We start from the raw sequence: 24065 nt of genomic DNA, 5'->3' as shown, positions 1-24065 counted from the left end.
AATACAGCTTTAGCTTAACTGATAATAAAGGGATTTATAACGTTTGATTATGAAATTAAATAGTTATCTAAGTAATTTAGCCAAAAAGAAAGTGGTTCAATGTGCATATTTGGATCTTTTGCGCAGTCGTCAAGTTCTCTTAATTGTAAAATTTCTTCAAAATATGGCTGAGCTGCAAATTGATTAGCTTGTTGTAACGACAAAGGGCCACCTTGTTGTTGCAAGGTGAGTGTACTGGCAGGCGAAAGTGTCTGCTCATAACCTGTATTCTTTGCGACTAAATAGCGTTTAGCTTGAACATGTTGAGAAACCATGGCAACAACAGCATCATTAAAGTTATTTTCTTTTAAAAAAATTGCGCCAAGCTCACAGTGATTCACATATCCTTGCTTGGTCATCGTGAGATTTTGCTGCTGTGCGATTAAATGTCCAATATCATGTAAAAATGCAGCAACGACAGTATCGGCGCTTAATTTTTGCCGCAATGCAAGCCCAGCGCACTGGGCTGCATGAGAATACTGGGTACAAATTTCGTCATAGTGTTGATAGCCAAACTGCTCAAATAAATAACGGATCCGTGTGATTGTTTGTTGGTGTGTAATGGTCATCTAAAAAGCTCTACGATTTCATATCAACTTTTCCTGCACTGCCTATGAGACTGGCAAGATACGTATCTATTGGATTTACATGCGTGTTATTGTCTTCTGCTCGTTCTTTACGACGAATTGCATTACGAATTAGGTAAGCGCCGACAGTTCGAAATGGTTCAACCACAAAGTTGTCTAATGTTTGATTTACAAGGCCACAGTGTTGCCAAACAGGTTCATTTTTTAAGATTAAAGCAGACAGAATATTTGCCCCTAAAAAAGACTGTACGACGCCATTACCAGAATAACCCCCGGCGTAGATAACGTTTGCTTGATTATTCAAATGTCCAAAAAACGGGAAGCCAGTGACACTTCGGTCAGAAGGGCCTGTCCAAGTTCGATCAATTTCAAAATTATGGTTAGGGAAAAAGTGTGATAAAGAGTTATTTATTAGCGTTTGATAGCGACTCGGCTGCTCAAATTTATCACTCATTCTGTTTGCGAAGCTAAAATAATTTCCGCCTTTGCCTAGCATTAATCGACCATCAGTAGTGGTGCGGTAATAGTTTACAAAAATACGGGAGTCTATTATTGCAGCGCCATGATTGAGACTTAAATGCGCAAGGGTTTCAGGCATCGGTTTAGTAATTGCCATATCGCTTGAAACCAGCACGATATTGCGTTGAAACTGCGGTTTTAGGTTAGGGAGCCACGCATTAACGGCAAATACAAGATGATTAGCACAAATATTACCTTGGTTTGTTTCAACATTTAGAGGGGACTGTCCACTATGTGCTTTGTACTGGCACTGTTCAATAATTTTAACGCCTAAACTTTCAGCGACCTTTTTTAAACCACGAACTAATTTTGCCGGCTGAATACTACCACCATGAGGTGAATAATGACCGCTAATATTGGCGGCTGATCCTGTATTGATGAGTGTTTGAGTATCACGGTGTTGCCACGCATTAAGATTATTATCCTCAAGCATTTTAATTGCGGGGGTTAACAAGTGCTTTTGTGCTTCATTTGAGGCGGTGTAATAACAGCCATCAATTCGACAATCGCAGTCAATACCGTGCTGACGAACAAACTCTGCAATTTGATGAACCGCTGACTCAGACTCTTTGACTAAAAACAGTGCCTTTTCGAGACCAACTAACTTACTTAAACTGGGCAGCTTAGTTGACCAAGTTAACATTGCACCGCCATTTCTCCCTGATGCACCTTGCCCGCAAAAGCCTTTTTCAATGATGGTAACTTTTAAATTAGCTTGTTGCTGCTTGAGTTTGATAGCAGTCCAAAGACCAGTAAAACCCCCACCTATGATACATACATCGCAATGGTGCTTTGTGGGTAATGAAAGAGGAAGCGCATAGGCTTCCTCTTGCATTGCGTTATCAAACCAAAAAGGTTGAAACTGCATTATGGGCGCTCCCCTCGGCTTAGTTTGGCATCAATCTGCATTAGAACAGTTTCAATATCAGCCAGTGAGTCGACCACGAAATGTGCACCTGCAGAGTACAAGCTTTGGTATGCTTGGCGTGTCAGTTGTTGCTTTTGTTCAGCACTACAAGCTTGCCACTCTTGCTCTGTTAAGCCAACCGCATTACCGCTTAATGCGAGGCCAATTGTCCACATTCCGGCATTCAAACCTTCTTCGATGCCGGGGGCAGAGTCATCAATTTTTATACAGTTAGCGACTTTTTTAATGCCTAAAGCATTTACATTTTCAAGAGCCATCCAAGGGCCAGGGCGAGAGCCGGCTTTAAGGTCATCACTTGCTACCCAATGATCCGGTTGATAACCATAGTCTGCAGCGGCACTGACTAACACTTCCATAACTTGGCGAGGGTATCCCGAACAACTGCCTACTTTGATGTTTTGCTGTTTTAAGCGATTGATCACTTCAAGCGCACCAGGAATAGGGATTGCTCTGTCTGCTACTTTTGCTTTTTGCAATGGCATAAAAGTTTGATAGATGTGATCAATATCTGCTTCTGACATTGCTCGGCCAAACTGAGAGTGCCAGCGTGAAGCAACTGACTCCAACTTTCCAAGTGTGGCAATGTGATCCCATTTTCCCATACCCATTGGAATACGCGCTTCTGAAAGTGAAATCTCAAACTCATAAGCTTGTTTAAATGCTTCAACAAAAATGGTGGTGGGTGCAACTGAGCCATAATCTACGACAGTTCCAGCCCAATCTAAAATGATAGCTTCTATGTTTTTCATAAGATTCTCTTTTAATTGTTACAGGTCACAACCTGTTTTGAGTGATGAGTTCGAATAGGGGACAAACGTACTGTGAAATAACACAGTGAACATGCAACTAAAGCGGCGGCTACAATGCCAACTAAGTAACAAGCGTTAATAAAGAAGTTAAGCCAACTGAGCTCAGGCATCGCAAATGTTCTGTACAGTAAAATACTGACAGAGCCAAGGTAGCCTGCAGAATCAGCAAGATAAATTAAAAAACCAGCATTAGCGACGGAGCCAACGGCTGAAATCATTCGGTCAAATAGAAAACAGTTATACGGGATGTAACTGATATAGAGACCTGAACCAAGTAATACCATCCACGCTTTTGCGGATATCAAGTTAGCTTCAAAAGCAAAGGTACTCGACAATAACAAAGCGGCACCGAATAAAATAAAGCCGTGATTGACATAAAATGCGGTTTTGTTGTTTTTTTCCAAAACCATCGCACCTAATGCGATAAGGACAATAAATGACATTCTTATCCCAGCGTAGGCGAAAATGGCAGGTTCTTCACCATGGCCAAGAGCTTGCCAAATTTCAGCTGCAAAATTGTCACGGAAATCACGGAAACCAGTAAACAGCATAAAGCTTAAAATGAGGCAGCTAATACCAAACCAATATTGTTTAAAAAATTGCCAACGTGCTTTGCCATCCATAGGTAAGCGTTTTTGTCTTGCTTGTTCGTCCTCTGCTGTTGGTTCTGGAATTAGGGTTAAGCATTTAACACTAAACAATAGCAGCGGGAAAAATAGCGCACCTGTCGCTGCAGGCATCCATAGCTCAGGTACATTTAGTGTATCAATAAGCCATTTGCCTACACTGCGAACAAGGCCTGATGCCAATATAAATGTGACACTCAAAATTGCGCCTAGAATTTCACTGGTTTTTCTTCCTTCAAGAAAGCTAAAAACAAGTCCCCAAATCATGCCTAGTGAGAGGCCATTAAAAAATAGCCAAATAACATTTAACCCAATCGGAGTGATAGCAAATAACACCAGCGATATTTCTGCAGCGGCAATAAGGCCAATAATTGTTAAACCTCGTTGCTGATGCTGCATCTCTGAAATAACTTTTATGCCAATAAATTTAGCGCATAAATAGCCAAAAACTTGCGCCAAAATCAGTGCAATTTTAAAGCTTACCTGCCAACTCGGATCGTCGAATTCAGTGTAACTATTTGCAGTGAATGGCTTACGAAATGCGTACATAGAAAAGTAAGTGAGAAATGCAGCACTGGCTGCAAATAACACAAAACCGGTTCCTTGGGCACGTTTAAGCCAATTAGGGTGTGAAAACATTAGGTATCCTTTGCGGGGCAATGGCCCCGCATACAACTCAAAGACTGATTAGAACTGATAATTAAAGCCAACCATGCCGCGTACACCGTAGTACTCTACTTGTAGAGGACGGCTTTCATCGCCTAGGTAGTATTTAAGAGGCTCGTTGGTTAAGTTATTCAGTTCGAGGTAGACTAATGCGTTTTCGTTAAGCTGATATGACGTCGTAAAATCAACGCTTGTATTGTCGCCATAATAGCTGTCAAATTGTTTGCTGCTGCCATGCTCTTCAATGTATTCACCTTTGAAGTTAACGGCTAATCGAGCTGCAAAATGTGTGTTATCGTAATACACCGTAAAGTTGTAGAGACTATCTGCTTGGCGAGGAATTGAGACTTTGTCTGCGCGACCAGGAATCGTCATTTCTGAATCCATGAATGTTGCATTAGCCATGATGCCAAAGTTATTTAGTTCAGGTGTAATAAACCCTAAATCACGATTGAACGCGACCTCGAGGCCTGCAAGCCATGCACTATCGCCATTTTCAGGGCGAATAATATTAACCCCAGTATTATTGCCGAACTCTCCTATAGAGCTACTTTGAAAAATAGGATCGGTAATATCTTTATAAAATACCCCCAGAGAAACTAACCCTAAGCGGTCAAAGAAGTATTCAGCCATTAAGTCGACATTATTTGAATAAGTCGGCTCTAAATTTGGGTTACCAGAAGTTAATTCGTTGTCTGCTTCTAAGTAAGTCGCCCCTGGCGTTAATGAGCCAAAGTCAGGACGAGCAAAAGAGCGAGTTAATGCAAGTCGATAATTGGTTTGGCTGTTAGGGTGGTAGGTTAAATGCAATGCAGGTAACACAGACAAGTAGTCATTGTTTGCTTTAACGCTTTCGACTTTATCTTCATCTGCAAGGTAAATATAACCGTCAACTTCGGTGTCTGTTTGAGTTAAACGAAGACCTGTTAGCATTTCCCAATTAGCGTTAATGGTATATGTTGCCATACCATATAAAGATGCATGTTGTTCATTAACATCAAAGTTTCTGCCAAGTGCTCCACCATTTTCGATTAAAGCAGATTCACTCTTATCAAGGACAAACTTGCCTTTATTGTTATTCCAAAAATTTGCTAAGTCATCAGTACTTGCAACTTGCGAAAACTGACTTTGATAATCGTAAGAAAGCTCGCTTAAATAGTCACTTCGGCCCGGTTGGTCCGCTAATGTAAAATCACTCAGAGTAGGGGCTGCGCCATAGTTTTCAGTATCCCATGCATAAAATTCATCGCTGAACCTAGCAACGCGTTCTTTATCGCGGTATTTTGCACCTACTTTAACAATAAGGTCGCTGTTGAGTTGCCACTCAAAGTCTAAAGCGGCAACAATTTTATCTTTTTCATTCACCTTAATTTTATATAGTTCGACCCACGATAAGCCCATTTGGCTTGGATCAAACGAAAAGCCACTTGGTAGATGAGTGCTGATTTGGTCCCATGGATCTGAGCCACCATCAATCGTGTTATAAGCGTAGTTTTTGCCTGTATCTCTGTCTTCAAGGCCTTCGTAACCGACATTTTTTTGGTCAAATCGAACTACAAAATAACTGTTATCTTCGCTGTTAGGCGTGTTGCCATACCTAAATTCGTTTTCATAGCTAGATAAAGACCAATTTAATGTTTTGTCGTAACCAAAGAAATGCTCACCAGCAAACTCAAAGCCAGTCATTTCTGTTATGAGCTCATTTCTTATATGTTGTAGCTCTGCTCTGTCTTTATCAAAACGCATACGATGCTTATAGTGCGTTTCATCGTCGATTAGTGTGCCGTACATGGCACTCGCACTAATACTGCCTTGTTCTAGCTGGTATTCAACAGAACCATTTAAACCGTAAGTTTCACGAGTTCCGGTGTAATCTCTTAGCTCTAAACGATAAATTCCTAAACCATCATTTCCTCTACGAGGCTCAAAGTTATCTGTTGCCCAGTCCCGTTGCCAAGCTGTTGCGTTAATTAAAAAACCTAATTTGTCATCTAAGATGCGATCGCCATAAAGTAAGTTGGCAGAGTAGTTATTTCCATCAGCTAGTTCATTTTGACCGAGTGCTAAATTGGCATTAAATACAAAATCATCAGGTGCTTTTTTGGTTATAAAGTTAACGTTACCACCAATAGCATCTCCCTCCATTTCTGGCGTTAATGCTTTTGATACCTCAACAAATTCAATAAGCTCACTCGGGAAAAAGTCAAACGCAGTGGCGCGGCTGGTGGTTTCTTCTTCTGCAGTTGGTAATCGGTTGCCATTGATTGTTGCAGAGCTCCACTGGGCAGGTAAGCCGCGAACAGCAACAAATCGGCCTTCGCCTTGATCGCGCTCTATAGAAACACCAGGAATGCGTTGAACTGCTTCAGCTGCGTTACGGTCTGGCAACTTACCAATGCCATCAGCCGAAATTACATTTTTAATATTTTTAGCATTTTTTTGGCTATTGGCCGCAGCCATTTCACCACGTTGAATTTGACCAACAGCAACGACTTCTTCAATGGTGTTAGCTGAATTATCCATCACAATAGGAGAGAGTAATTTAACCTCATTGTTGCTTATCTCAACATCAACAATCTGGCTGCTATAACCCATATACGAAACTTCAAGTTGGTAGTGACCTGCATCTAATTTAGCAAGCTCAAACTTACCGTCATAATCAGTCACCGTAGATTGATTTGTGCCAACGACTTTAACCAAAGCACCTGGCAAGCGATTACTATGATCTGTGATAGAGCCTTTAATTTTTGCATCAGTGGCAAAAGCGCTATGCGCTGATAAAAATGGGTAGCTGCACAAAAAAACAGCTGTGCTGAGTGTACGTCGTTTAATCATCTGTTGAGCCTCTTATTTTTAAATTAATCTGGACTAGACCAGATTTGCTGCAGACAATCATAGAGAGGCTTTTTTACAAAGATGTGACGGTTTTTTATTTTTAATATTAAAAAAGGGTCAAATGACCCTTTGAGATAAGTTATAAAGACGTGCTTATAGAAATTGGCACATCTTGATATTGTTTTATTTTATCAAGCAAGGTGACCAAGGTTTTGTGGCTGCTTTGCTCACTTGCGGTTACTTGCACATTGGTCATTTCAAATTGTGCGGCAAATAACGCAAGGTTAGCGATTATCTGCTCTGGTGTGATAAGCCGGTTTGCAAAATAAATACTGTCGTTTTCAGTGATAGTGAATTGCGCTTGTTTTTTAGGGTTTTCAAGGCTTGGTTTTGCTAAAGGGCGATTCACTTCAATAGCGCGCTCTTTAACAAACGAGGTTGTGACGATAAAGAATATAAGCAAGATAAACACAATATCAAGCATAGGGGTCATATCTACATCAGCGTTTGCAGTGGTTTTTTTATGTTGTTTCACCATAATTAGGTCCTTGTTGTTTTGACCAAGCCACAAAATTTACGATTAAGTGGACTAGCCATAGTCGTGATTAATACCACGGATTATTTTTAAAATGCTGGGCGCCACAGCAGTTTTTAGGATCCTAAATTTAAAGTTAGCAGCTTTTAAAAAAATGGTAGTTAAATAAATATTCTAAGTTTATTAAATGTTTGTAGCGTTTTTGTTGGTAAAAAATATTTATTAGCTTTGATGAAATCATTTCGAAGTGTATCTGGTCACTTTTGTTGGAACTAAGTTTAAAGGATGGATAAATGAAAAAAGTTACGTCTTTAGTTTGTGCAATGTGTCTTGTTTTACCGACAGCAAGTTTTGCTGAGCAATCAGTAAACGGGCAAGATTTTATTAATTTATTTGAAAAGCTGTCAGGAAAACAACCAGGCTACAGAAAAGGTCACGCCAAAGGGGTGTGCGCTGTCGGCACATTTACACCTAATCAAGCAGCAAAGCAGTATTCAATTAGCCCTTTATTTAACGCACCGTCAAAAGCAAATATTCGCTTTTCTATGGGCGGGGGTAACCCTAATGCTGATGAAACATCACGTTCTCCACGCGGAATGGGGGTGCAGTTTGTGCTAGAAAATGGTGATGTACACAATATTGCAGGGCTAAGTACGCCAGTATTTGCAGGCAACAGCCCAGAAGCGTTTTTCGGTTTACTAAGTACCTTATTACCGGACGAGAAAACAGGGCAAATCGATTTTGCAAAAGTAAAAGCATACAGAGAGCAAAACCCGAGTACCTTAGGGCAATTTAATTGGCTACAAAGCCATAACCCGCCAGCATCGTATGTGTCTTCGCGTTATTTTGGTGTGCATACCTTTTACATGGTTGATGAAAAGGGCGCTAAACATGCCTTTAGATGGACCATGGTGCCAGAAGAGCCAGAACAGGTGCTAACAGAAGAGCAAATGAAAACCTTCCCTAAATCTTTTCTGGCTAAGCGACTTGAAGAAGATTTAGCAAAAGGGAAGGTGCATTATCGTTTTCAAGCTGAATTAGCTGAGCCGGGTGATACATTAACTGACCCTTCAGTTCGCTGGCCTGCGGATCGCAAAACAATTGAATTAGGAAAGCTCACCATAGAATCGACAGGTGAATCAGGTTGCGACCTCACAAATTATGACCCAAACCTGTTGTCTAAAGGCTTTATGCCAAGTGATGACAAAGTACTTAAATTACGCTCAACAGCCTATGCAATTTCATTTGCGAAGCGTTTAACGGGGCAATAAATCTTAAGTATCTGTCAGGTCTGATTAAAAGGAATTAATAAACCTGACAGGTGTGTACGAGCGAGAAGCAGACTGAAAGATAAACTCGTTTTTGGACAAAAGCGTGTTAGCGACTTTACTAGTTTAGTTCATGACGAATAACTAGAAGTATGGCTAACGTAAAATTGACTGCCAACATGCCTCAACAACTATACTTACTAACTTATATGTGAGAAATTCCATATTAATACAATCGGATAGTGTGGATAATCACATGGGATTCAGAGTTAATACCATCGCAAATCATGAGCTTTGGCATTTGGGCTCAACTGAAGAGAACGCTTTTACTGTAATAATAGGAAATAATGGGTGTGGAAAAACGCAGCTATTAGTTGATACTTGTGCTTATTATCAAGAAATGTACTCTCAGTTGCTCAATAGCGACAAGCCTAACGTAGCTACAGCAGTCCGTGATGTAAATGAATATTCTGCTCAGTGGAGTCTATTAGGAGAAAGGTTCGGCCTTCCTTTACCAAAAAAATTGATTGCAGCGTCAACGAGTCAATTTGAAAAGTTCCAACAAAGATGGAAGAACAAAAAGGACATTCAACAAAACGGGTTTTATGCCTACGTAGGTTCTAAACCTTATTCACCATTTCAAGCACCTTCAACACGTATCGCGTCGAAAGCAATTCAACAATTATTGGGCAATGAAAAATTTGAAACGAGAAAACTTGTTGCGTTAACAAATTTCCTGCATAAGTTCGATTTTGGTGGTTTATTGCGTTTGCGTTTTAATGTGGCTATTTCTAGCGATGACTTTACAAATTTGCAAAATGGCCAACAATTACAGCCAAAAACAGCTCTGATACTGAAGGAAGCCCTAGAAGAATATGAACAAGAAGAAATCCTTGGGCTAATCCAATATTGTGAAGAAATCTACAAAGAACCAGAATTCCTTCTTTCTTTAGATCGCAATGTTTTTACATTAAAACACTTAAGAAAACACGAAGAGATCTTTTCTGGCGTTGACATTGATCGTCATGTGGTTTCAACGCTGCTTAGGGCTGGACTTATTGAGCTAGAAAATCTTGAGACAGTTCGTCACACAAAAAGTCCCTCAAATTATGTAGACGATCTTGATATATCAGATGTACCTCTGACGGGCTTAGCTAAGCGTAGTTCTGGCGAGCAATGCTTGTTCCTGCTCTTTTTGGGTATTATTTCTTCTATAGAAGATGATGCACTGATCTGCATCGATGAACCTGAAATCAGCCTTCATCCGCAATGGCAAGAGAAGTTTGTAGAAATTCTTAGGGACTCATTTTCAGGCTATCAAGGGTGCCATTTTCTTATCGCAACGCACTCTCCCTTAATTGTATCAGACATCTCCGCTTCAAATAGTTGCGTGTACGATATGGTTAATCGCAAGTTAATTGATGCTCGCCCTCATAAAGAGCGCTCTGCAGATTATCAGTTGGCGACGTTGTTCCATAATCCAGGCAATAACAATGAATATTTGATTACTCAAATTATTGAGGTCTTGGATTCTGTCTGTAAGACAGAAAACCCTTCCGAAGAAGCGTTAATAACTGCGAATTGGCTATTGAGCTTTGAATCTCAATTGGAAGAACACGATAAAGTCAGAGTCTTACTGGGAATTATGCGCTCAACTTTGTTGGCAGGAGGGTATCTATGACCCCTTTTGTTCTGAACGAAGATGACGAAGCGATCATCACAAGCGTGTTGGAAAAAAACTTATCCCCTAATGAAAAATGGGCGGATCCTGCGGTGACAGAACTCAAAACTAGAATGAAACGACATTACATCGAACAGCAAGAATATTGCTGTGCTTATTGTAAGGTTCACAAACCTTCCTTGCATGGTGGGGATTGGGATTTAGAACATATCATGCACAAAAACAATTTTGATAAGTGGATGTTTCACCCAGAGAACCTCTGTGTCTCCTGTAAAGAATGTAATGGATACAAAGGTACATCGTTAATTACCAAATCCCCTACTTATAACAAATTCCCCACTCGGTCATCGAATTACACTATCGTCCATGCACACTACGATAGGTACGAAGACCACATCACCGCACTGGTGCCTGGAATAACCTATAGGTATAAGGGGGACAAGCATGGTAAAGGATGGAAAACCATCGAAGTGTGTGGGTTGTTACGCTACCACGAAGAGGGAGGCCGAACACAGGTTGACCCAATCATCCAAGCTGTATTGCGTTTAGCTGCTGATGACCAGAGACAAGAAAACTTACAGCTTGCCATCGAAATGTTACAAGGCAAAATCAACGCACTAAGTTAGTCTGAGTTGCACTCTTAACTGATTGTATCCGAAAAGTTGTTTGGTATTAAAAAATCTATGAAAAACTCTTGAAGTTAAACGGGGCGCATTTACTTTCTCCAGCACGAAATGGGGCAAAAACGAGTTGTGCTTGATGGACAGTAATTGGCACTTAGCCGAACTTCGGCAAAGAACGTACTTCGAATGGTAAATTAATTCCTAGTTGTATGTCTAATGAAGTTACAACCAAGAGGCTAAATCTAGATAAAAAATAAACAGTTCATATAAACAGATAAAAGCCCAGCTTAACTGGGCTTTGCACTCTCACAATTTAATGCTTTTTCATTTTACTCATTTCAGCATGACAACTTTGAATTGTCAGCAGGGTTTTTGATAACGCGGCTTCACAATCATGGGGTTGTGGTTTTTTTAGCGCATGTTTGATTTCTGCTAGTGTTTTATCTTCAACTTCTTCAAGTTCGCTAACATAGGTGGCGTTTTTGTCGGCACCGAGTTTGGTAATTAGCGATGTATAGGCTTTACGCGCTTCTACAGCAAAATCAGAGCCATTTTCTCTGTGGCCTGTTTCATTAATAGCATAGGGCTGTAAGCGCTCGATACTGACTTTGCGGGCATCTATCATGCGTTGAAATAAGGCAATAATGCTTGGGTCGGTTACTTTTTCCTGAGCTTTTTCATAAAAATCGATACCGCTATTCATAACTTGAATGATATCTGCAATATGATGAACGTCGTGTCCTTGATGAGTATTCATAATGACCTCTTTTTGAATATTAAAAACAATGCAATAAGTTACTTGCAAAGCATATTCCAGTTCATTACTTAAATATAAAGTTATTATATTTCATGCGGTTATGGATTTTTAACCGGAGGGGGATGCTGATAAGCTAAGTTAACGCTTGGCCTATCAGCAATAATTACAATCTGGTTGGTAAAATCTTACTTAAGCTCTTCGGCTACTTCAGCAACCTTTTGGCGTAACCAAATATGGCTTGCATCACGATGTAATAGCGGGCTCCAAATCATATCTAGCTCAAATGGCGGAATAGGGAATGGCGGCTCAAGAATTTTAAGGCCTGGATCGTCTAAATAAATATTCGCCGCTTTTGAAGGCAGCGTTGCAACCAAGTTTTGCTCTTTCGCTAAGTGAATGGCTACGTGGTAATTACGAGTAAACGTGGCAATATTACGGTGTTTGCCAAAGTGAGCGAGCGCCTCATCGACCCAACCTAGTTTTTGCACATCTTTAGGGTCCATGCCCACACCTACACCAAACCCGGTTTTACTTACCCAAATATGGCGCGCTTTTAAATAGCTATCTAGGCTAAATTCTTTGATGATTGGGTTATCTGCTTTTACTAGGCAACAAAAGCTGTCTTTCCAAATCTGTTTGTAGTGAAACGATTGCGGTAAGTTTTCGAAGCGGTTGATAGCCATATCCACTTTACCGTTTTCAACTCGTGGAAGGTGACATCACTGGGGGTCAAAATATCGAGTGTGGTATCGGGGGCTTCTTCGTGTAATTTACTTAACAAGCGTGGGGCAAGGGTACTTGCTGCATAGTCACTGGCCATGATACGAAAAACACGTTTACTTTGTGATGCTTCAAACTCGCGATTTGGGGCAAGTGTTTCTTCAAGGGTCATTAAAATGCCGCGGATCACCGGCTGAAGCTCTTTTGCACGCTCCGTTGGTACCATACCTTCACTGGTACGCACTAAAATAGGGTCGTTAAATAAATTACGGAGTCTTTTTAGGCCATTACTCATGGCAGGTTGGGTAATGCTTAGCTGGTTAGCAGCTTTAGTGACATTACATTCCCTTAGTAAAGTATCTAGGTAAACAAGTAAGTTTAAATCTATTTTACTTATATTCATTGTGTGTCCTTGGTGTTTACCAATAATGGATAAATCGTTGTGCAGCAGGGTATGGATAAATATGGCTAACTACACCTTGCTTATAATTGTATTGTGCTTGTCGCCAATAGGCTGGATCTTCAAGCTCTGGGTGTGTACTCAATAAATATTGTTTATACACCGGGTTTGCTGTCACAAAGGTACATAATTGCTCTGGAAACACATCTTGTGGTGCCACAGAGTAGCTTTGCTCATTGGTTAAGTAATCATCGTACGACTTGGCTTTTGGTAAGGCACGAAAGTTCATGTCGGTTAGGTATTGAACCTCATCATAGTCATAAAAGATAACGCGATTGTGTTTACTTACCCCAAAGTTTTTTAACAGCATGTCGCCTGGGAAAATATTAACGGCGATCATTTCTTTTAATGCTTGGCCGTATTCTTCTATCGCCTCAAACGCTTGTTGCTCACTGGCATTTTCAAGATACAGATTTAACGGTGTCATGCGTCTTTCAATATACAAATGCTTAATGATTAGCCATTCGCCTTCAATAATCATCGAAGAGCCAATCGTTTTATGTAACTCTGCAAGCAATTTACTATCAAATCGAGCCAGTGGAAATACGACGTTCGAATACTCTATGGTATCGGCCATGCGGCCAACACGGTCATGGCTTTTTACTAATTGGTAGCGTTTTAATACGGTATCACGGCCAAAGGGTTTGCTTTCACCAAAGGTGTCTTTAATCACTTTAAATACATAGCCAAACGAAGGCAGGGTAAATACCATCATCACCATCCCCGGTGTACCAGGGGCAATTACGAGCTGATCGTTTGAATGATCTAAATGACTTAAAAACTCTCGGTAAAACTCGGTCTTACCCTGTTTATGAAAGCCTATTGCGTTGTATAGCTCAGCCAGTGTTTTATTTGGCATAAGTTGATTTAAAAAGCGCACTAACGCAGATGGCGCATGGGTTTCAACCATGAAGTAAGCACGCGCAAAACCAAAGATAACCCGCATTTGCGATGATTTGGTAAGTAGGGCATCAAGGTATAGCCCTTTGTCTTCATGGTGTAACACCGCAATAATAAATGGTTGTACGCCACTTTCTGACACCACGCGGCCAACGATATAGGCGGCTTTGTTACGGTAAAACGGCGCTTGCAGTATATCAAAGCGCATTTGCCACGCTTGATGGTGTGTGTCGGGGGCTTGTTTATAAAACGCCTTAACAAGTAAACGAATATCGCGTTCTAAATCAACAAAGGGCGCTTTAAAATCAAACTGATTAATAATTTTGCGTATGGTCGGTCTTAAACCATCAACAACGGGGTGATAACTGCGGTACTCTGCCTCCATAGGCAGTGCAGGCGCATCTGCAAGTGTGGCTTTGACAAAGATAAAGTCATTGTGAAAATAGCGACGGTGGAATAAACGACAAAAAACAGAGTTGTAAAAGGTTTCGGCAAGTTCTGCTTGAGGGTGAAAACGCAAAAATTGCTGATAGAGCTGTTTGGTTTCGAGCCAGCAGGTTTGATCTAAGGTAATAATTTGCTGTTCGTTGAGCGATTTGAGCTTGGCAATTGTTTCGTTAACCCGATCATCGTAATGGCTAATTCTTAGCTTACTTATCTCATTAATCTTTTGCCAATCACGCTGTGCAAACGCTGAGGGGGCTTTGGCGGTAATCGCTTGAAAGAGTTTATAGTGATTGCGAAACCCAGATAAAATTAACTCTGCAATGTGTTGTGGCTGCATATAAACTCCTTCTGCCAATCATAACGGCATAGAGCAATAACTCTATTGGTGTTAAGAATATGTTATTTATTCTTCAAACCCAATAGTAAAATGCATTTAATTATAGCGAGCGAGTTTTTTCTCAAGATTTGCGAGTTTTTTATTAACGCTTTTAACGTCGCGCCCGTATTGCTTATTAATCGCTTTAAGTTGCTTGTTGATGTCTTTACTAATTTGCTTAGCTTCTTTGTCAGATAAAATTCGATTTAAGCGCTGTTCTTGTTGATATTGGGCTCTATCGCGTTCGCGGCTTAAAATATCTAAACGATACTTATAGCTGCGTATTTCAGCTTCGAGGTTTCTGATAATTTGCTGACGCTCAAGCTCGTTGAGCTCTTTAACAAAGTTTTGTGGTGCTTGTAAGTCAGGGTCGGTTACTTGAATTTTATGTTTGGTAGCACGGCTACCACAGGGGAACTCACTAAATACCGTGCCTCTGTCTGTGACACATTTATAGTATTCTGTGCTGGCAGCGTTTAAGGTGTTAGTAAAACAAAGTAGAACTATTGATATTAGATAAATGATTATGGCTTTCATGACGTCCGTGTCTCCTAATCAAATAAGGTGTCTAATATCTAAAGCTAGCTCGAAATAATGATTTATCAATAAGAGCTAGGGCGTATATCGCTTCAGCTTTTTAATGCTTTGCACTAAGAACGGAATATCGAGCCCTTGTTCAATGGCAAAGCCTTGTGCTGCTGAAATGTTTTTAAAGTTACCATCTGAATCAATCAGGGTAATTCTGTCTTTTTTAAATGCGATGAACACATTTTGCGAGTAATTAACACCTGTGTCGTCGTGGCGCTTGTATAAGTTACTGCCTAACATGCTTTGTTTAGCAAGGGTTTTGCAGCCTAAATAATGGCCAACGCTGGTGGCGATAATATCGCTTGGCTGAATAAGGCCTTCGGTTTGCACAACTTTTTTATCTGAGCTGTATAAACGCGAGGCTGTAACAATGCCGTTGCTTTGTTTAGCAAGGCTAAAGGCAAACACGGCATTGGCAGATCCGCGCGCTTTTGTTGTTGCGTCTGCACGTACAAGACGTACAGCAGGATTTGCGTCGTCGTTATTTATAAATTCAAATTGTTCAAAGCCATTAATTTGAATTGAACGATTATCTGCAAGCCAAACAGGCAGTTGCTGCTTATCTAAAATAGGTGCTTTGTAAAATGCTGGTAGGCCATACACTATGCTAAATAAGGTGTCTTCGGCTTCAACCGGTTGTAAGAACAAATCAGTTTTACGTAGCGCAGGTTCAGTAGCAACAAATTGCTCAAGAGCTGCATTGTTTTCAAACACTAAAATATCAATCGTGGCACTCGACTCTGCTTTACATTCAGCAAGTGGAGTGGGAGCTAAGTAATCAATATTATGTGGGTCAAGCCTCACATCGTGTGCTTCTTTATAACTTTCGATATCAAGCAAATCGTTTTTAGCTAATAAGCTTTTTGCCGTTGTAGGGTATGACAAAGGCAGAACGTTATCTTGTTTTGTGATATCAAATTTTAAATTCGCATCAGCCCAAATATGAATACTGTGGCTAAGTGCAAAGCACACTAAAATAGTGCTAGTTGCATAACGCGGGAACTTATATTGCTTTAAGCGCGCTAGGTGGTGCCACGTGTAATTACTGACTAATAATTGGAACGCTAAAATTAGCAGCACAATACCGCCCGCTAAAATCGTTGTTAATGCAGGTGAGCTTGTTAAGCGATGCCATAACAAAGAAACAATTTCGGGCAGGGCAGATGTATTTAAGTGATAACCCAAGTTGAAATACACATAGGCATCAAGTGTTAACAATGACGCCCCAAGGGTGGCGATTATAGCTGCCATCCCTCGGATGTGCCGAGGGTATGGAAACACTAAGCTTAATGGAAATATCGTTAAAACAAAGGCAATAAAAGTAATAAAACTGGTGTGACTTAACCAAGTCACGAGCATGTATACATAGCCCATGAAGGTAGTCGGTGCACTGTCTGCAACCAAGTAGCTTAAGCTAATAAATAGCACTAAACCTATGTTTGCAAAGGTGAACCAATGGCCCCAACTTAAAAGCTGACTTACTTTTGAAGAAAACTGACTTTGTTGCGATAAATTCATAAATCTTATTTAACCGACTGTGCTAATGCTTTTGCAAAGTTGTCGGCAACAGCTTGTCTTTTCTCTGATGGTACATGCTCTTTTAAAATATGCGTGATAGAATTTCCTAAACACATAAGGCTTAAATCAACAGGCGCTTTGTGCTCTGTTAGTACATCAATCAGCTGATCAACGATTTGTTCTACTTGCTCATTAGAATATTTTGATATGATAGGCATCAGTTGGTTCAATAAAAAGAGTTATATTCCCGTATTTTAACACCAGAGGCGTGAAAAACAAAGATGACAATAGATGTTAAAAAATTAGTCGTTCATTATGTAGACAAAAAAGATGACGATACAGAAATTCATTTACGCAATGATGAGATGGTTGTTAATGATAAAGTAGCCGTTTTTATCGAGCAGTTACACCATGCTTATAATGGTAAACCGGGTAAAGGTTACTGTGCTTTCAACGGCGAGAAAAACAGCATCGTTGCTTCGGCTATGCAAAGCTACCGTAACGACGAACTTGGCTTTTGGCACATGACAGAGCAAGCAACGAATGTATTAAAAGAAGAGTTAAATAAGTATGCCTTTAACGAAACGGGTTATTTAGTTTTTTGCCATTATCAATATGTTGCCAGCGACTATTTATTAATCGCAATGATCAATATTAAAGAGCATTACTCTATTACTTCTGAGCTTGATTTAGCGTCATCACGTCACTTAGATATTTCGCGTATGCAATTAGCAGCACGAGTTGATTTAACAGCGTGGGATGCACAACCAGAAGATAATCGCTATGTGTCGTTTATAAAAGGCCGTGCGGGTCGTAAAGTAGCAGACTTCTTTTTAGACTTTTTAGGCTGCGAAGAGGGTATTGACCCTAAACAGCAAAGCCAAGTTATGCTGAATGCCGTAGAAGACTACTTATCTGAGCAACAATACGACAAGTCAGAGAAAGACGAGCTACGTAAGCAAGTATTTGATTATTGTAATGATTGCGTAACTACAGGCGAAGATGCCAACGTGAAAGAACTTTCTGCAACCTTATCGAAAAATGACGACAGCCCATTTGAAAGTTTTTGCCAAGAACAAAACTACGATTTAGAAGAGTCGTTCCCGGTTGATAAGAAAACAGTTACCAGCATGGTGAAGTTCTCAGGTATGGGCGGCGGTGTTAGCGTGAGCTTTGAACGTAAACACTTAGGTGAGCGCGTAATGTATAACGAAGCAACCGATACCCTTGTGATCAAAGGTATTCCACCTAATCTTAAAGATCAGCTACAGCGCTTTATGGAGCAAGAAGAAAGTTAATCTTGCTTAAGCTTAAAGCTCTAAGTTTTAAGCGATAAGCTGATAAATACTCTTTTTATAGCCCAGCAGTTGCTGGGCTTTTTAGTTTTAGGTACTTTAAAACATTATTACTACTACAAGGAAGAAACATTGCATTACTATAGTTTTGTAGCGGCAAATAGTTTAGATATTAATATGTTAAATAACTTAGAGTCACGGCTTGAGTTGCAAGAATCTGTATGCCTGAATAATTTAGAAGAGCTCAAATTATTGCTTGCAATGCTCGGTTTAGGTATAAGGCAAACAATTAATCTTGATTTAGTCGATGTAGCTCATTGTTGGCTAGTAGAAGGGTTCTCAAAAGAAATTGCTTATTCTGACTTCGATGGTTTTTACCAGCATTGGCTTGGTGTATCTAACAGAGAATCAACAATGGATGAATATGGTCAGTTAATTTATTTATTCTCTTTTATGAGTCGCTTTAAAAAAGCAAAGTTCAAACTTATATGCCAAGAGATTACGGATTAAAAGCCATCTTAATACCATGTTAGGTTGGCACGCTAAGAAGCTTGTAACACATGGTACACTGGTGTTGGATGATGCTCATTCGTTCTTAGAGAAGTCTTTTGATTGGTTAAATAACAACAAAAATTAGCTCGCATAATAATGACAAAGAAACTTCTATTATTCATATCACTGCTTGTTCTTGGTTGTTCACCGCTTTGGGAAGAGCCTCCATATCAAGTCTATTTTACTGATAACTCAAAAAAGTTAGGCTACTCGCTTGGTGAAGGTGCATTCATTGGACGTATAGATGAACCTAAATTGATTGCGTCAAACGATAAATACATTTCGGTTTTGGCTTGCCCTGAAAATATCTGTTCTTACTTTTATATTGATAAAGTGAACGATCATAAATATGCAGAACATAATGAGTTTGTTTTTGGGCCTTACACTAGAGATGAATTTACAGCTTTAGAATTTCAAATCGATTTACCTAAGCTAAAGTAAAAATTTACTTCTAATATTTTCTTTGCTTTTATAGAGAAATTAGCAACGATGTTTTCTTAGCTTCAAAATAGAAAAAGGATATTCAGTATGATTGTTTTAGCCATATTTTTAATTGTGATTGGTATTGTTAATATTTTTAATGATCATCATTTAGCTTTTGCATGGCCAGCCTTGGTCGTGGGTATTTTGTTATTAGGGATAGGCATTTCTAGAAAATCGCCATCAAGTGGAAGCTCCTCTACTGGGAGTAGCTTTAGTTTATCAGACAGTTCATGTTCTGACGGCGGCGGTGATTGCGGTGGCGGAGATTAGATAAAGTAGTTCCATTTGCCATCATTGATTTAGTAAAACATCTACTGATGGTTTTAAGCATGGTTAATATAAAAATTCGAATAGTGGAAGGCGTAAAAATGCTTTTCTTTTCCTTCAGTATCGCTTAGTTTTAAAACATTAAAGGTACAAATTCCCCCGATGGCTAAGGAGAGTCATAAATGAAACTTGCCCAACTGAATATCGCTCTTGCTAAATATCCATTAGATGCCCCAGAAATAAAAGATTTTGTTGATAATCTTGATTTAATAAATGGCGTTGCTGAAAACAGTGTAGGTTTTGTATGGCGATTAAAAGACGAATCAGGCGATGCCACCAATATTAAATTGTTTGATGATCCGAATATAATAATCAATATGTCGGTGTGGGAAAGCGTTGAAGATCTTAAAAATTTTATGTTTCGCACACATCACAGAGATTTCATGCGCAGGAAAGGTGAATGGTTTCAGCGCTTATCAGAAGATAGCTATGTTTTATGGTGGGTTGAAGATAACCATATTCCAACACCTCAAGAGGCATTAGAAAGGTTGCAATATCTGCGAGATAACGGCGACACACCCTATGCTTTTACATTTAAAAGTAATTTTACGGTTGAAGAATTTAAAAAATATAAATAACAATAGACTGCAATAAAAATAAGGAAAAATTATGCATGTTGTATTAGGTGTTTTAGGTATTGTTGTGACCATTTTGGTGTTACTGAATCGACTTCAAGAAGGGGGGGTAGATATTGGTTGGTTGAATCCTTTTAGCTGGCACCGACGTCGCAAGTTCAGAAAACACCATGATTTAAATCCTGCATTTAAGTTAGATTCACCCATGGATGTAGCTGCGTTATATATGGTCGCAGTGGCTAAAATAGACGGTGAAATGAGTAAAGAACAAAAAGAAAAAATCCTATCGCTTTTTAATAGCGAATTTCATTTAACTATGAAAGAAGCAACTGATTTATTACGCTCAAGTGCGCATTTATTAGGGCATACTAGCGACGTTTACGATAAACCTCACAAAGTAATTGAGCGATGCTTAGATAAAGTAACAAAAGAGCAAGCAGCTTCAATTTGTTATCTCGTCGATGAGGTAGCGAATGTTGAAGGTGAACCGACGGCTCAGCAAAGAAAACTTGTCACAGAGATAAAAAATGCATGTCCTCGGGAGGCCGTAGGCAAGTGGTAATTCATCCATAAAACCAACCAGCAGAAAATTAAAATGACAATTATAACCCCTTAACTGATTTTGAAACGTTCTAGTGAATATCGTGAAGATGTAACAACATATCTAATTTTTAAAGATGTTTATAAGAGAGTTTTTATGAAAAAAAAGTTATCAGTGGCTTTATTGGTTTTATCATCTTTTGCTAACTCAACAACGTGGGGAGAGGTAGAAGTAGATGACCCAATCGTTAAAGGTGCAAAATGTGCGGTTGCTGAGCCTGCAAGCTATGGTGGTTATATTTACAGCTGGCCATCAAAATACGATCAGGTGTTTTGGCCGCATACGGATAGAAATGGCATTTGGTTTTGCGAGACATCGGGTTTTATAGCTTTAATTGGTGATTTTGACGAACTTAAACCCGCAGAAATTGAGAGAATAACGGAATTTCTTGCGTCTCAACACATTTCGAAGCCAACTCTCGAGCAAAAGTTAGCTTTGCTCGAGCAAACATACGCACTTCGCGAAAAAGATGAATTTTTTAAAAATAAGTTGCTAAGAATCCTTGCTCGTTGGCAGCAGTCTTTAGGTAACCTTAATAAGGCAAATAGCTATCGAGCTAGAGCATTTCAAGAGATTCAACATGCCCTAAATGGAGATTTAGATGGATATAAACGACTTGAATACCTTTATTTGGCGACGAACTACTCAAAGCAGTTTGCAGAGCAAAATAAAACTGTAAGTTACTGGGCCGATTTGGAAACAGCATTGAAATCGGTGACTGATCCTGAGTTAAAAGGTTATGCTGAGTACTTGTCGGAATTGATAAAGGACAGCGTTTATATCAACGAAGGCGGGAAGCTCGACCCTGACTTACCGAAACAGTAATGAATACCGAATAACAAGGTTGATTATATGAAGTACAAGATTCTAGTGTTGTTAATGCTTGCGTCAAGCTGTCAGGCTAAATCGGTTCAGAAGCTGTCTAATACTGAACTTAGCTTTATATTTTCTTCTATGGAAGTGCTTTATAAGAATAAATCTTTCCCGCAAATTAGGGTCATTCAAAGCTGGGAGTCGCAGACTGAATGTGATGGTGAATATCAAACTTGCCCAAATGCTAGGTTATTCATATCAGTAAATACAGGCGATCTTTACGAAGTTCCAGCCTTATTTGAATTACCAAAATCCAAAGGCTGGCAATACGTTAGTTTTGTAGAACATGATGATTCATTCTTACTTATGATTAAAACAACGCTAGATCATGCAAATGTATCCGCTGAGTCGAGAAGTAAGTGGCGCAGTAAAGCCTATGCAATAAAGATTTCTAAATATGAATACGATGAACTAGAGGTCATAGAAAAGTAACTTCATTTAATAATTTTGCCTTGCAGCAACATGGATATTCAGGGCAGAAGTAATGTAAAAAATGAGTACTAGGAATAAAGCAACAGCTAAATAAGGGACACGACCATGATAAAACGTAACAAAGCTAATACTGGGCTAATTTTTTGTATCGGTGCTGCTATTGGATTTTCGATTTTCATTGCATATCAGCAACTGATTATCGGTCTTTTATTTGCTGTAATAAGCGTTAGTGTTGCAATCTTAATTGTTTCAAATAAATGGCTTAACTAATGCTTTTCTGGGTGATGAAAAATGAATTTATCTTTCACTACGAAAAGATTAAATGTGATTGAAATAGACGCAAGCTCGTCAATGGTTGAGCATCATCAATTAACGATTGCCTTGCCAACGATATTAACCCCTGCTGTAGTTGCAAACTTACCTGGTTATTTTCAGGGGATAGATTCTATTGCTGCTGCGAAAAGTGGCTGGCTAACATGCTTAACGAGTGCCGTTTACTAATGCTGCAATCTCAACAACAAGAAGTTGTTGGCCTTTTATTTATCTATACCGAAAAGCATGATGCACATATCGGTTATTTGTTAGCTGAGGAATATTGGGGGCAGGGTCTTGCATTTGAGTTATTGCAGGGTTTTATCAATCTGGTTGGCGCTTCGTCACAGTGGCATAAGCTCATCGCAGGTGTTGATGAGTCAAATACACCATCAATTAAGCTTTTAAAAAAGTTAGCTTTTGAAGAGCAAGCATCTAAAGAAAATGGCATGTTGTTTTATAAATTTAACTTAAACCAAGGCATACAATAATGACAATAACCGCATTTTTAGTTAACTCGTTTAGTGCAAATAATACAGGGGGCAACCCAGCAGGTGTCGTTTTGAATGCAGATAAACTCACAAACGCAGAAAAACTGACGATTGCAAAAGAAATTGGCTTTTCAGAAACCGCATTTGTTGCGCAAGATCATGAAGTTGATTTTGCTGTGTCATTTTTTACGACAACTGAAGAAGTTGATTTTTGTGGCCACGCAACCCTAGCGGTGTTTGCTACGCTCTTTGAACAGGGCTTCTTAAACCCTGGTTATTACACTCAGCGAACAAAAGCGGGCTTGTTAGGCGTAACAATTGCCGCAGATGGGCAAGTTACCATGGAGCAAGCCTTGCCAAAGTACCTTGGCAACTTTGCTTATGACGACCTTGCAGGCTTACTAGGGCTTGATGAAACAACACTGGCAAAAACAGGCTTGCCAATCGATGTAATAACTACAGGATTGCCGGATATTATTGTTGCTGTGCCGAATGGCTACTTAGATAAAATCACTATCGATGAAGTGGCGCTTAGCGAGTTCTGCCTACAGCATAACGTGATAGGTGTGCATGCCTTCGAATTATGTGAAGAGCAAAGTGAGCTTACTGCGAGTTGTCGTAACTTTGCGCCTTTGGTTGGAATACCTGAAGAATCAGCAACCGGTAGTGCCAGTGGTGCGCTTGCATGCTATTTATCAAAACACGTATTTGTACAGCAAGAAAAACATTTCAAGTTTGAACAAGGCCGAGCAATGGGATGCAGTTCACATATTTCTGCCAGTGTTTATTCGGATGAGCAGGGTGTTTATAAGGTTCTTGTGGGCGGCTATGCCAATCACCTAGGTACTCAACAGGTTGTTATTTAAAAGCATTACACACAAAAAAGCCGCGTTATAAACGCGGCTTTTTTATTAAGCGACTAAATTAATCAGCCGCTAAGGTTTTTGCCATATCAGCACGGGCTCTGCCAGCAGGTTTAATTGAACCTGCACGAAGGCCGCTATCTGGAATAGCTGTACGCTTGTCATGCGCCATAGCCGCTGGTGTTGGCTCTGGCTCACTGTCTGCAACCGGTGCTGGTTTTGCCATCGCAGCGCTTGCTGAACCTTTTACTAAAACTGTTTTTTCATTTTTAGCAGGTTCTACAGCGGCAACAGGCTTTTCAGCTTGCACTGGCTCTTCAGCTTGCACTGGCTCTTCAGCTTGCACTGGCTCTTCAGCTTGCACTGGCTCTTCAGCTTG

At 39.8% G+C, this 24065-nt stretch carries 26 protein-coding genes and 2 pseudogenes; 15 read left to right on the top strand and 13 right to left on the bottom strand.

Annotation, left to right across the window (positions count from 1 at the left end; genetic code table 11):
• Positions 1–47 precede the first annotated feature (47 nt).
• The 6 genes from C2M33_RS08335 to C2M33_RS08310 form a co-directional block, all read right to left on the bottom strand.
• Positions 48–608 (bottom strand): HD domain-containing protein, encoded by a 561-nt coding sequence (locus tag C2M33_RS08335; RefSeq protein WP_105174234.1) that lies wholly within the window; start codon positions 606–608, stop codon positions 48–50.
• Positions 609–618: 10 nt separating this feature from the next.
• Positions 619–2013: an FAD-dependent oxidoreductase gene (locus C2M33_RS08330; RefSeq protein ID WP_105174233.1), complete on the bottom strand. Its 1395-nt coding sequence runs from the start codon at positions 2011–2013 to the stop codon at positions 619–621.
• The gene (gene phnX, locus C2M33_RS08325) at positions 2013–2822 is read right to left on the bottom strand and encodes a phosphonoacetaldehyde hydrolase (protein ID WP_105174232.1); all 810 of its coding nucleotides are present in this window, start codon (positions 2820–2822) and stop codon (positions 2013–2015) included. Before phnX ends, C2M33_RS08330 begins: the two co-directional genes overlap by 1 nt.
• A gap of 11 nt (positions 2823–2833) precedes the next feature.
• Positions 2834–4147 (bottom strand): DUF5690 family protein, encoded by a 1314-nt coding sequence (locus C2M33_RS08320; RefSeq protein WP_105174231.1) that lies wholly within the window; start codon positions 4145–4147, stop codon positions 2834–2836.
• 48 nt (positions 4148–4195) lie between these two features.
• Positions 4196–7009 carry a TonB-dependent receptor gene (locus tag C2M33_RS08315; protein WP_105174230.1) on the bottom strand — a complete coding sequence of 938 codons (2814 nt, stop codon included), beginning with the start codon at positions 7007–7009 and terminating at the stop codon, positions 4196–4198.
• 139 nt (positions 7010–7148) lie between these two features.
• A complete protein-coding gene (locus tag C2M33_RS08310) occupies positions 7149–7547 on the bottom strand; it encodes an ExbD/TolR family protein (RefSeq protein ID WP_055021032.1) in 399 nt (132 codons plus the stop codon).
• Positions 7548–7837: 290 nt separating this feature from the next.
• Here C2M33_RS08310 and C2M33_RS08305 point away from each other — a divergent pair, with 290 nt between their 5' ends.
• The 3 genes from C2M33_RS08305 (at position 7838) to C2M33_RS08295 (ending at position 11119) form a co-directional block, all read left to right on the top strand.
• Positions 7838–8815, top strand: a complete 978-nt coding sequence (locus tag C2M33_RS08305; protein ID WP_105174229.1) for a catalase family peroxidase — start codon at positions 7838–7840, stop codon at positions 8813–8815.
• A gap of 253 nt (positions 8816–9068) precedes the next feature.
• A complete protein-coding gene (locus tag C2M33_RS08300) occupies positions 9069–10493 on the top strand; it encodes an AAA family ATPase (RefSeq protein WP_063704871.1) in 1425 nt (474 codons plus the stop codon).
• Positions 10490–11119 carry an HNH endonuclease gene (locus C2M33_RS08295; protein WP_063704874.1) on the top strand — a complete coding sequence of 210 codons (630 nt, stop codon included), beginning with the start codon at positions 10490–10492 and terminating at the stop codon, positions 11117–11119. The genes C2M33_RS08300 and C2M33_RS08295 overlap by 4 nt, the downstream gene beginning before the upstream one ends.
• 310 nt (positions 11120–11429) lie before the next feature.
• Here the strand turns inward: C2M33_RS08295 and C2M33_RS08290 are convergent, their stop codons facing one another.
• The 6 genes and pseudogenes from C2M33_RS08290 to C2M33_RS08265 all read right to left on the bottom strand — a co-directional run bounded on the left by C2M33_RS08290 (position 11430) and on the right by C2M33_RS08265 (position 17100).
• Positions 11430–11873, bottom strand: a complete 444-nt coding sequence (locus C2M33_RS08290; protein WP_063704876.1) for a ferritin-like domain-containing protein — start codon at positions 11871–11873, stop codon at positions 11430–11432.
• Between the two features lie 185 nt (positions 11874–12058).
• Positions 12059–12996 (bottom strand): annotated as a pseudogene (locus C2M33_RS08285) (LysR family transcriptional regulator).
• 16 nt (positions 12997–13012) lie between these two features.
• Entirely contained in the window at positions 13013–14737 is a 1725-nt protein-coding gene (gene aceK / locus C2M33_RS08280) for a bifunctional isocitrate dehydrogenase kinase/phosphatase (protein WP_105174228.1), read from the bottom strand.
• A 96-nt stretch (positions 14738–14833) separates the two neighbouring features.
• Positions 14834–15313, bottom strand: coding sequence for a DUF4124 domain-containing protein (locus tag C2M33_RS08275; RefSeq protein ID WP_105174227.1), 480 nt, complete (start codon positions 15311–15313; stop codon positions 14834–14836).
• A gap of 75 nt (positions 15314–15388) precedes the next feature.
• Positions 15389–16882 (bottom strand): DUF3413 domain-containing protein, encoded by a 1494-nt coding sequence (locus C2M33_RS08270; RefSeq protein WP_105174226.1) that lies wholly within the window; start codon positions 16880–16882, stop codon positions 15389–15391.
• 5 nt (positions 16883–16887) lie between these two features.
• Positions 16888–17100, bottom strand: a complete 213-nt coding sequence (locus C2M33_RS08265; protein WP_036967930.1) for a DUF1414 domain-containing protein — start codon at positions 17098–17100, stop codon at positions 16888–16890.
• Positions 17101–17163: 63 nt separating this feature from the next.
• Between C2M33_RS08265 and yejK the strand changes: the two genes are divergently transcribed.
• From yejK to C2M33_RS08215, 12 genes are all read left to right on the top strand, one after another.
• Complete coding sequence (yejK, locus tag C2M33_RS08260) at positions 17164–18180, top strand: nucleoid-associated protein YejK (RefSeq protein ID WP_063704888.1); 1017 nt, start codon at positions 17164–17166, stop codon at positions 18178–18180.
• Positions 18181–18309: 129 nt separating this feature from the next.
• Positions 18310–18687 (top strand): hypothetical protein, encoded by a 378-nt coding sequence (locus C2M33_RS08255; protein ID WP_105174225.1) that lies wholly within the window; start codon positions 18310–18312, stop codon positions 18685–18687.
• A gap of 138 nt (positions 18688–18825) precedes the next feature.
• A complete protein-coding gene (locus C2M33_RS08250; RefSeq protein ID WP_105174224.1) occupies positions 18826–19170 on the top strand; it encodes a hypothetical protein in 345 nt (114 codons plus the stop codon).
• Positions 19171–19257: 87 nt separating this feature from the next.
• Positions 19258–19482, top strand: a complete 225-nt coding sequence (locus C2M33_RS08245; RefSeq protein WP_062565251.1) for a hypothetical protein — start codon at positions 19258–19260, stop codon at positions 19480–19482.
• Between the two features lie 179 nt (positions 19483–19661).
• The gene (locus C2M33_RS08240) at positions 19662–20117 is read left to right on the top strand and encodes a DUF3291 domain-containing protein (RefSeq protein WP_105174223.1); all 456 of its coding nucleotides are present in this window, start codon (positions 19662–19664) and stop codon (positions 20115–20117) included.
• A 31-nt stretch (positions 20118–20148) separates the two neighbouring features.
• A complete protein-coding gene (locus tag C2M33_RS08235; RefSeq protein WP_105174222.1) occupies positions 20149–20676 on the top strand; it encodes a tellurite resistance TerB family protein in 528 nt (175 codons plus the stop codon).
• Positions 20677–20811: 135 nt separating this feature from the next.
• Positions 20812–21540: a hypothetical protein gene (locus C2M33_RS08230; protein WP_105174221.1), complete on the top strand. Its 729-nt coding sequence runs from the start codon at positions 20812–20814 to the stop codon at positions 21538–21540.
• Positions 21541–21567: 27 nt separating this feature from the next.
• Positions 21568–22020 carry a hypothetical protein gene (locus C2M33_RS08225; RefSeq protein ID WP_105174220.1) on the top strand — a complete coding sequence of 151 codons (453 nt, stop codon included), beginning with the start codon at positions 21568–21570 and terminating at the stop codon, positions 22018–22020.
• A 105-nt stretch (positions 22021–22125) separates the two neighbouring features.
• Positions 22126–22290, top strand: a complete 165-nt coding sequence (locus C2M33_RS21115; RefSeq protein WP_156503645.1) for a hypothetical protein — start codon at positions 22126–22128, stop codon at positions 22288–22290.
• A gap of 21 nt (positions 22291–22311) precedes the next feature.
• Positions 22312–22521 carry a hypothetical protein gene (locus tag C2M33_RS21185; protein WP_199776355.1) on the top strand — a complete coding sequence of 70 codons (210 nt, stop codon included), beginning with the start codon at positions 22312–22314 and terminating at the stop codon, positions 22519–22521.
• A complete protein-coding gene (locus C2M33_RS21180) occupies positions 22521–22823 on the top strand; it encodes a GNAT family N-acetyltransferase (RefSeq protein ID WP_199776354.1) in 303 nt (100 codons plus the stop codon). Before C2M33_RS21185 ends, C2M33_RS21180 begins: the two co-directional genes overlap by 1 nt.
• A complete protein-coding gene (locus tag C2M33_RS08215) occupies positions 22823–23689 on the top strand; it encodes a PhzF family phenazine biosynthesis protein (RefSeq protein ID WP_105174219.1) in 867 nt (288 codons plus the stop codon). The genes C2M33_RS21180 and C2M33_RS08215 overlap by 1 nt, the downstream gene beginning before the upstream one ends.
• Before the next feature lie 58 nt (positions 23690–23747).
• Here C2M33_RS08215 and C2M33_RS08210 read toward each other — a convergent pair.
• Positions 23748–24065, bottom strand: a pseudogene (locus C2M33_RS08210) (ribonuclease E); the annotation flags it as partial.

This window comes from Pseudoalteromonas sp. T1lg122 (assembly GCF_002964825.1).
GTDB lineage: Bacteria > Pseudomonadota > Gammaproteobacteria > Enterobacterales > Alteromonadaceae > Pseudoalteromonas > Pseudoalteromonas gelatinilytica.
This window is presented reverse-complemented; position numbering and strand designations above follow the sequence as displayed.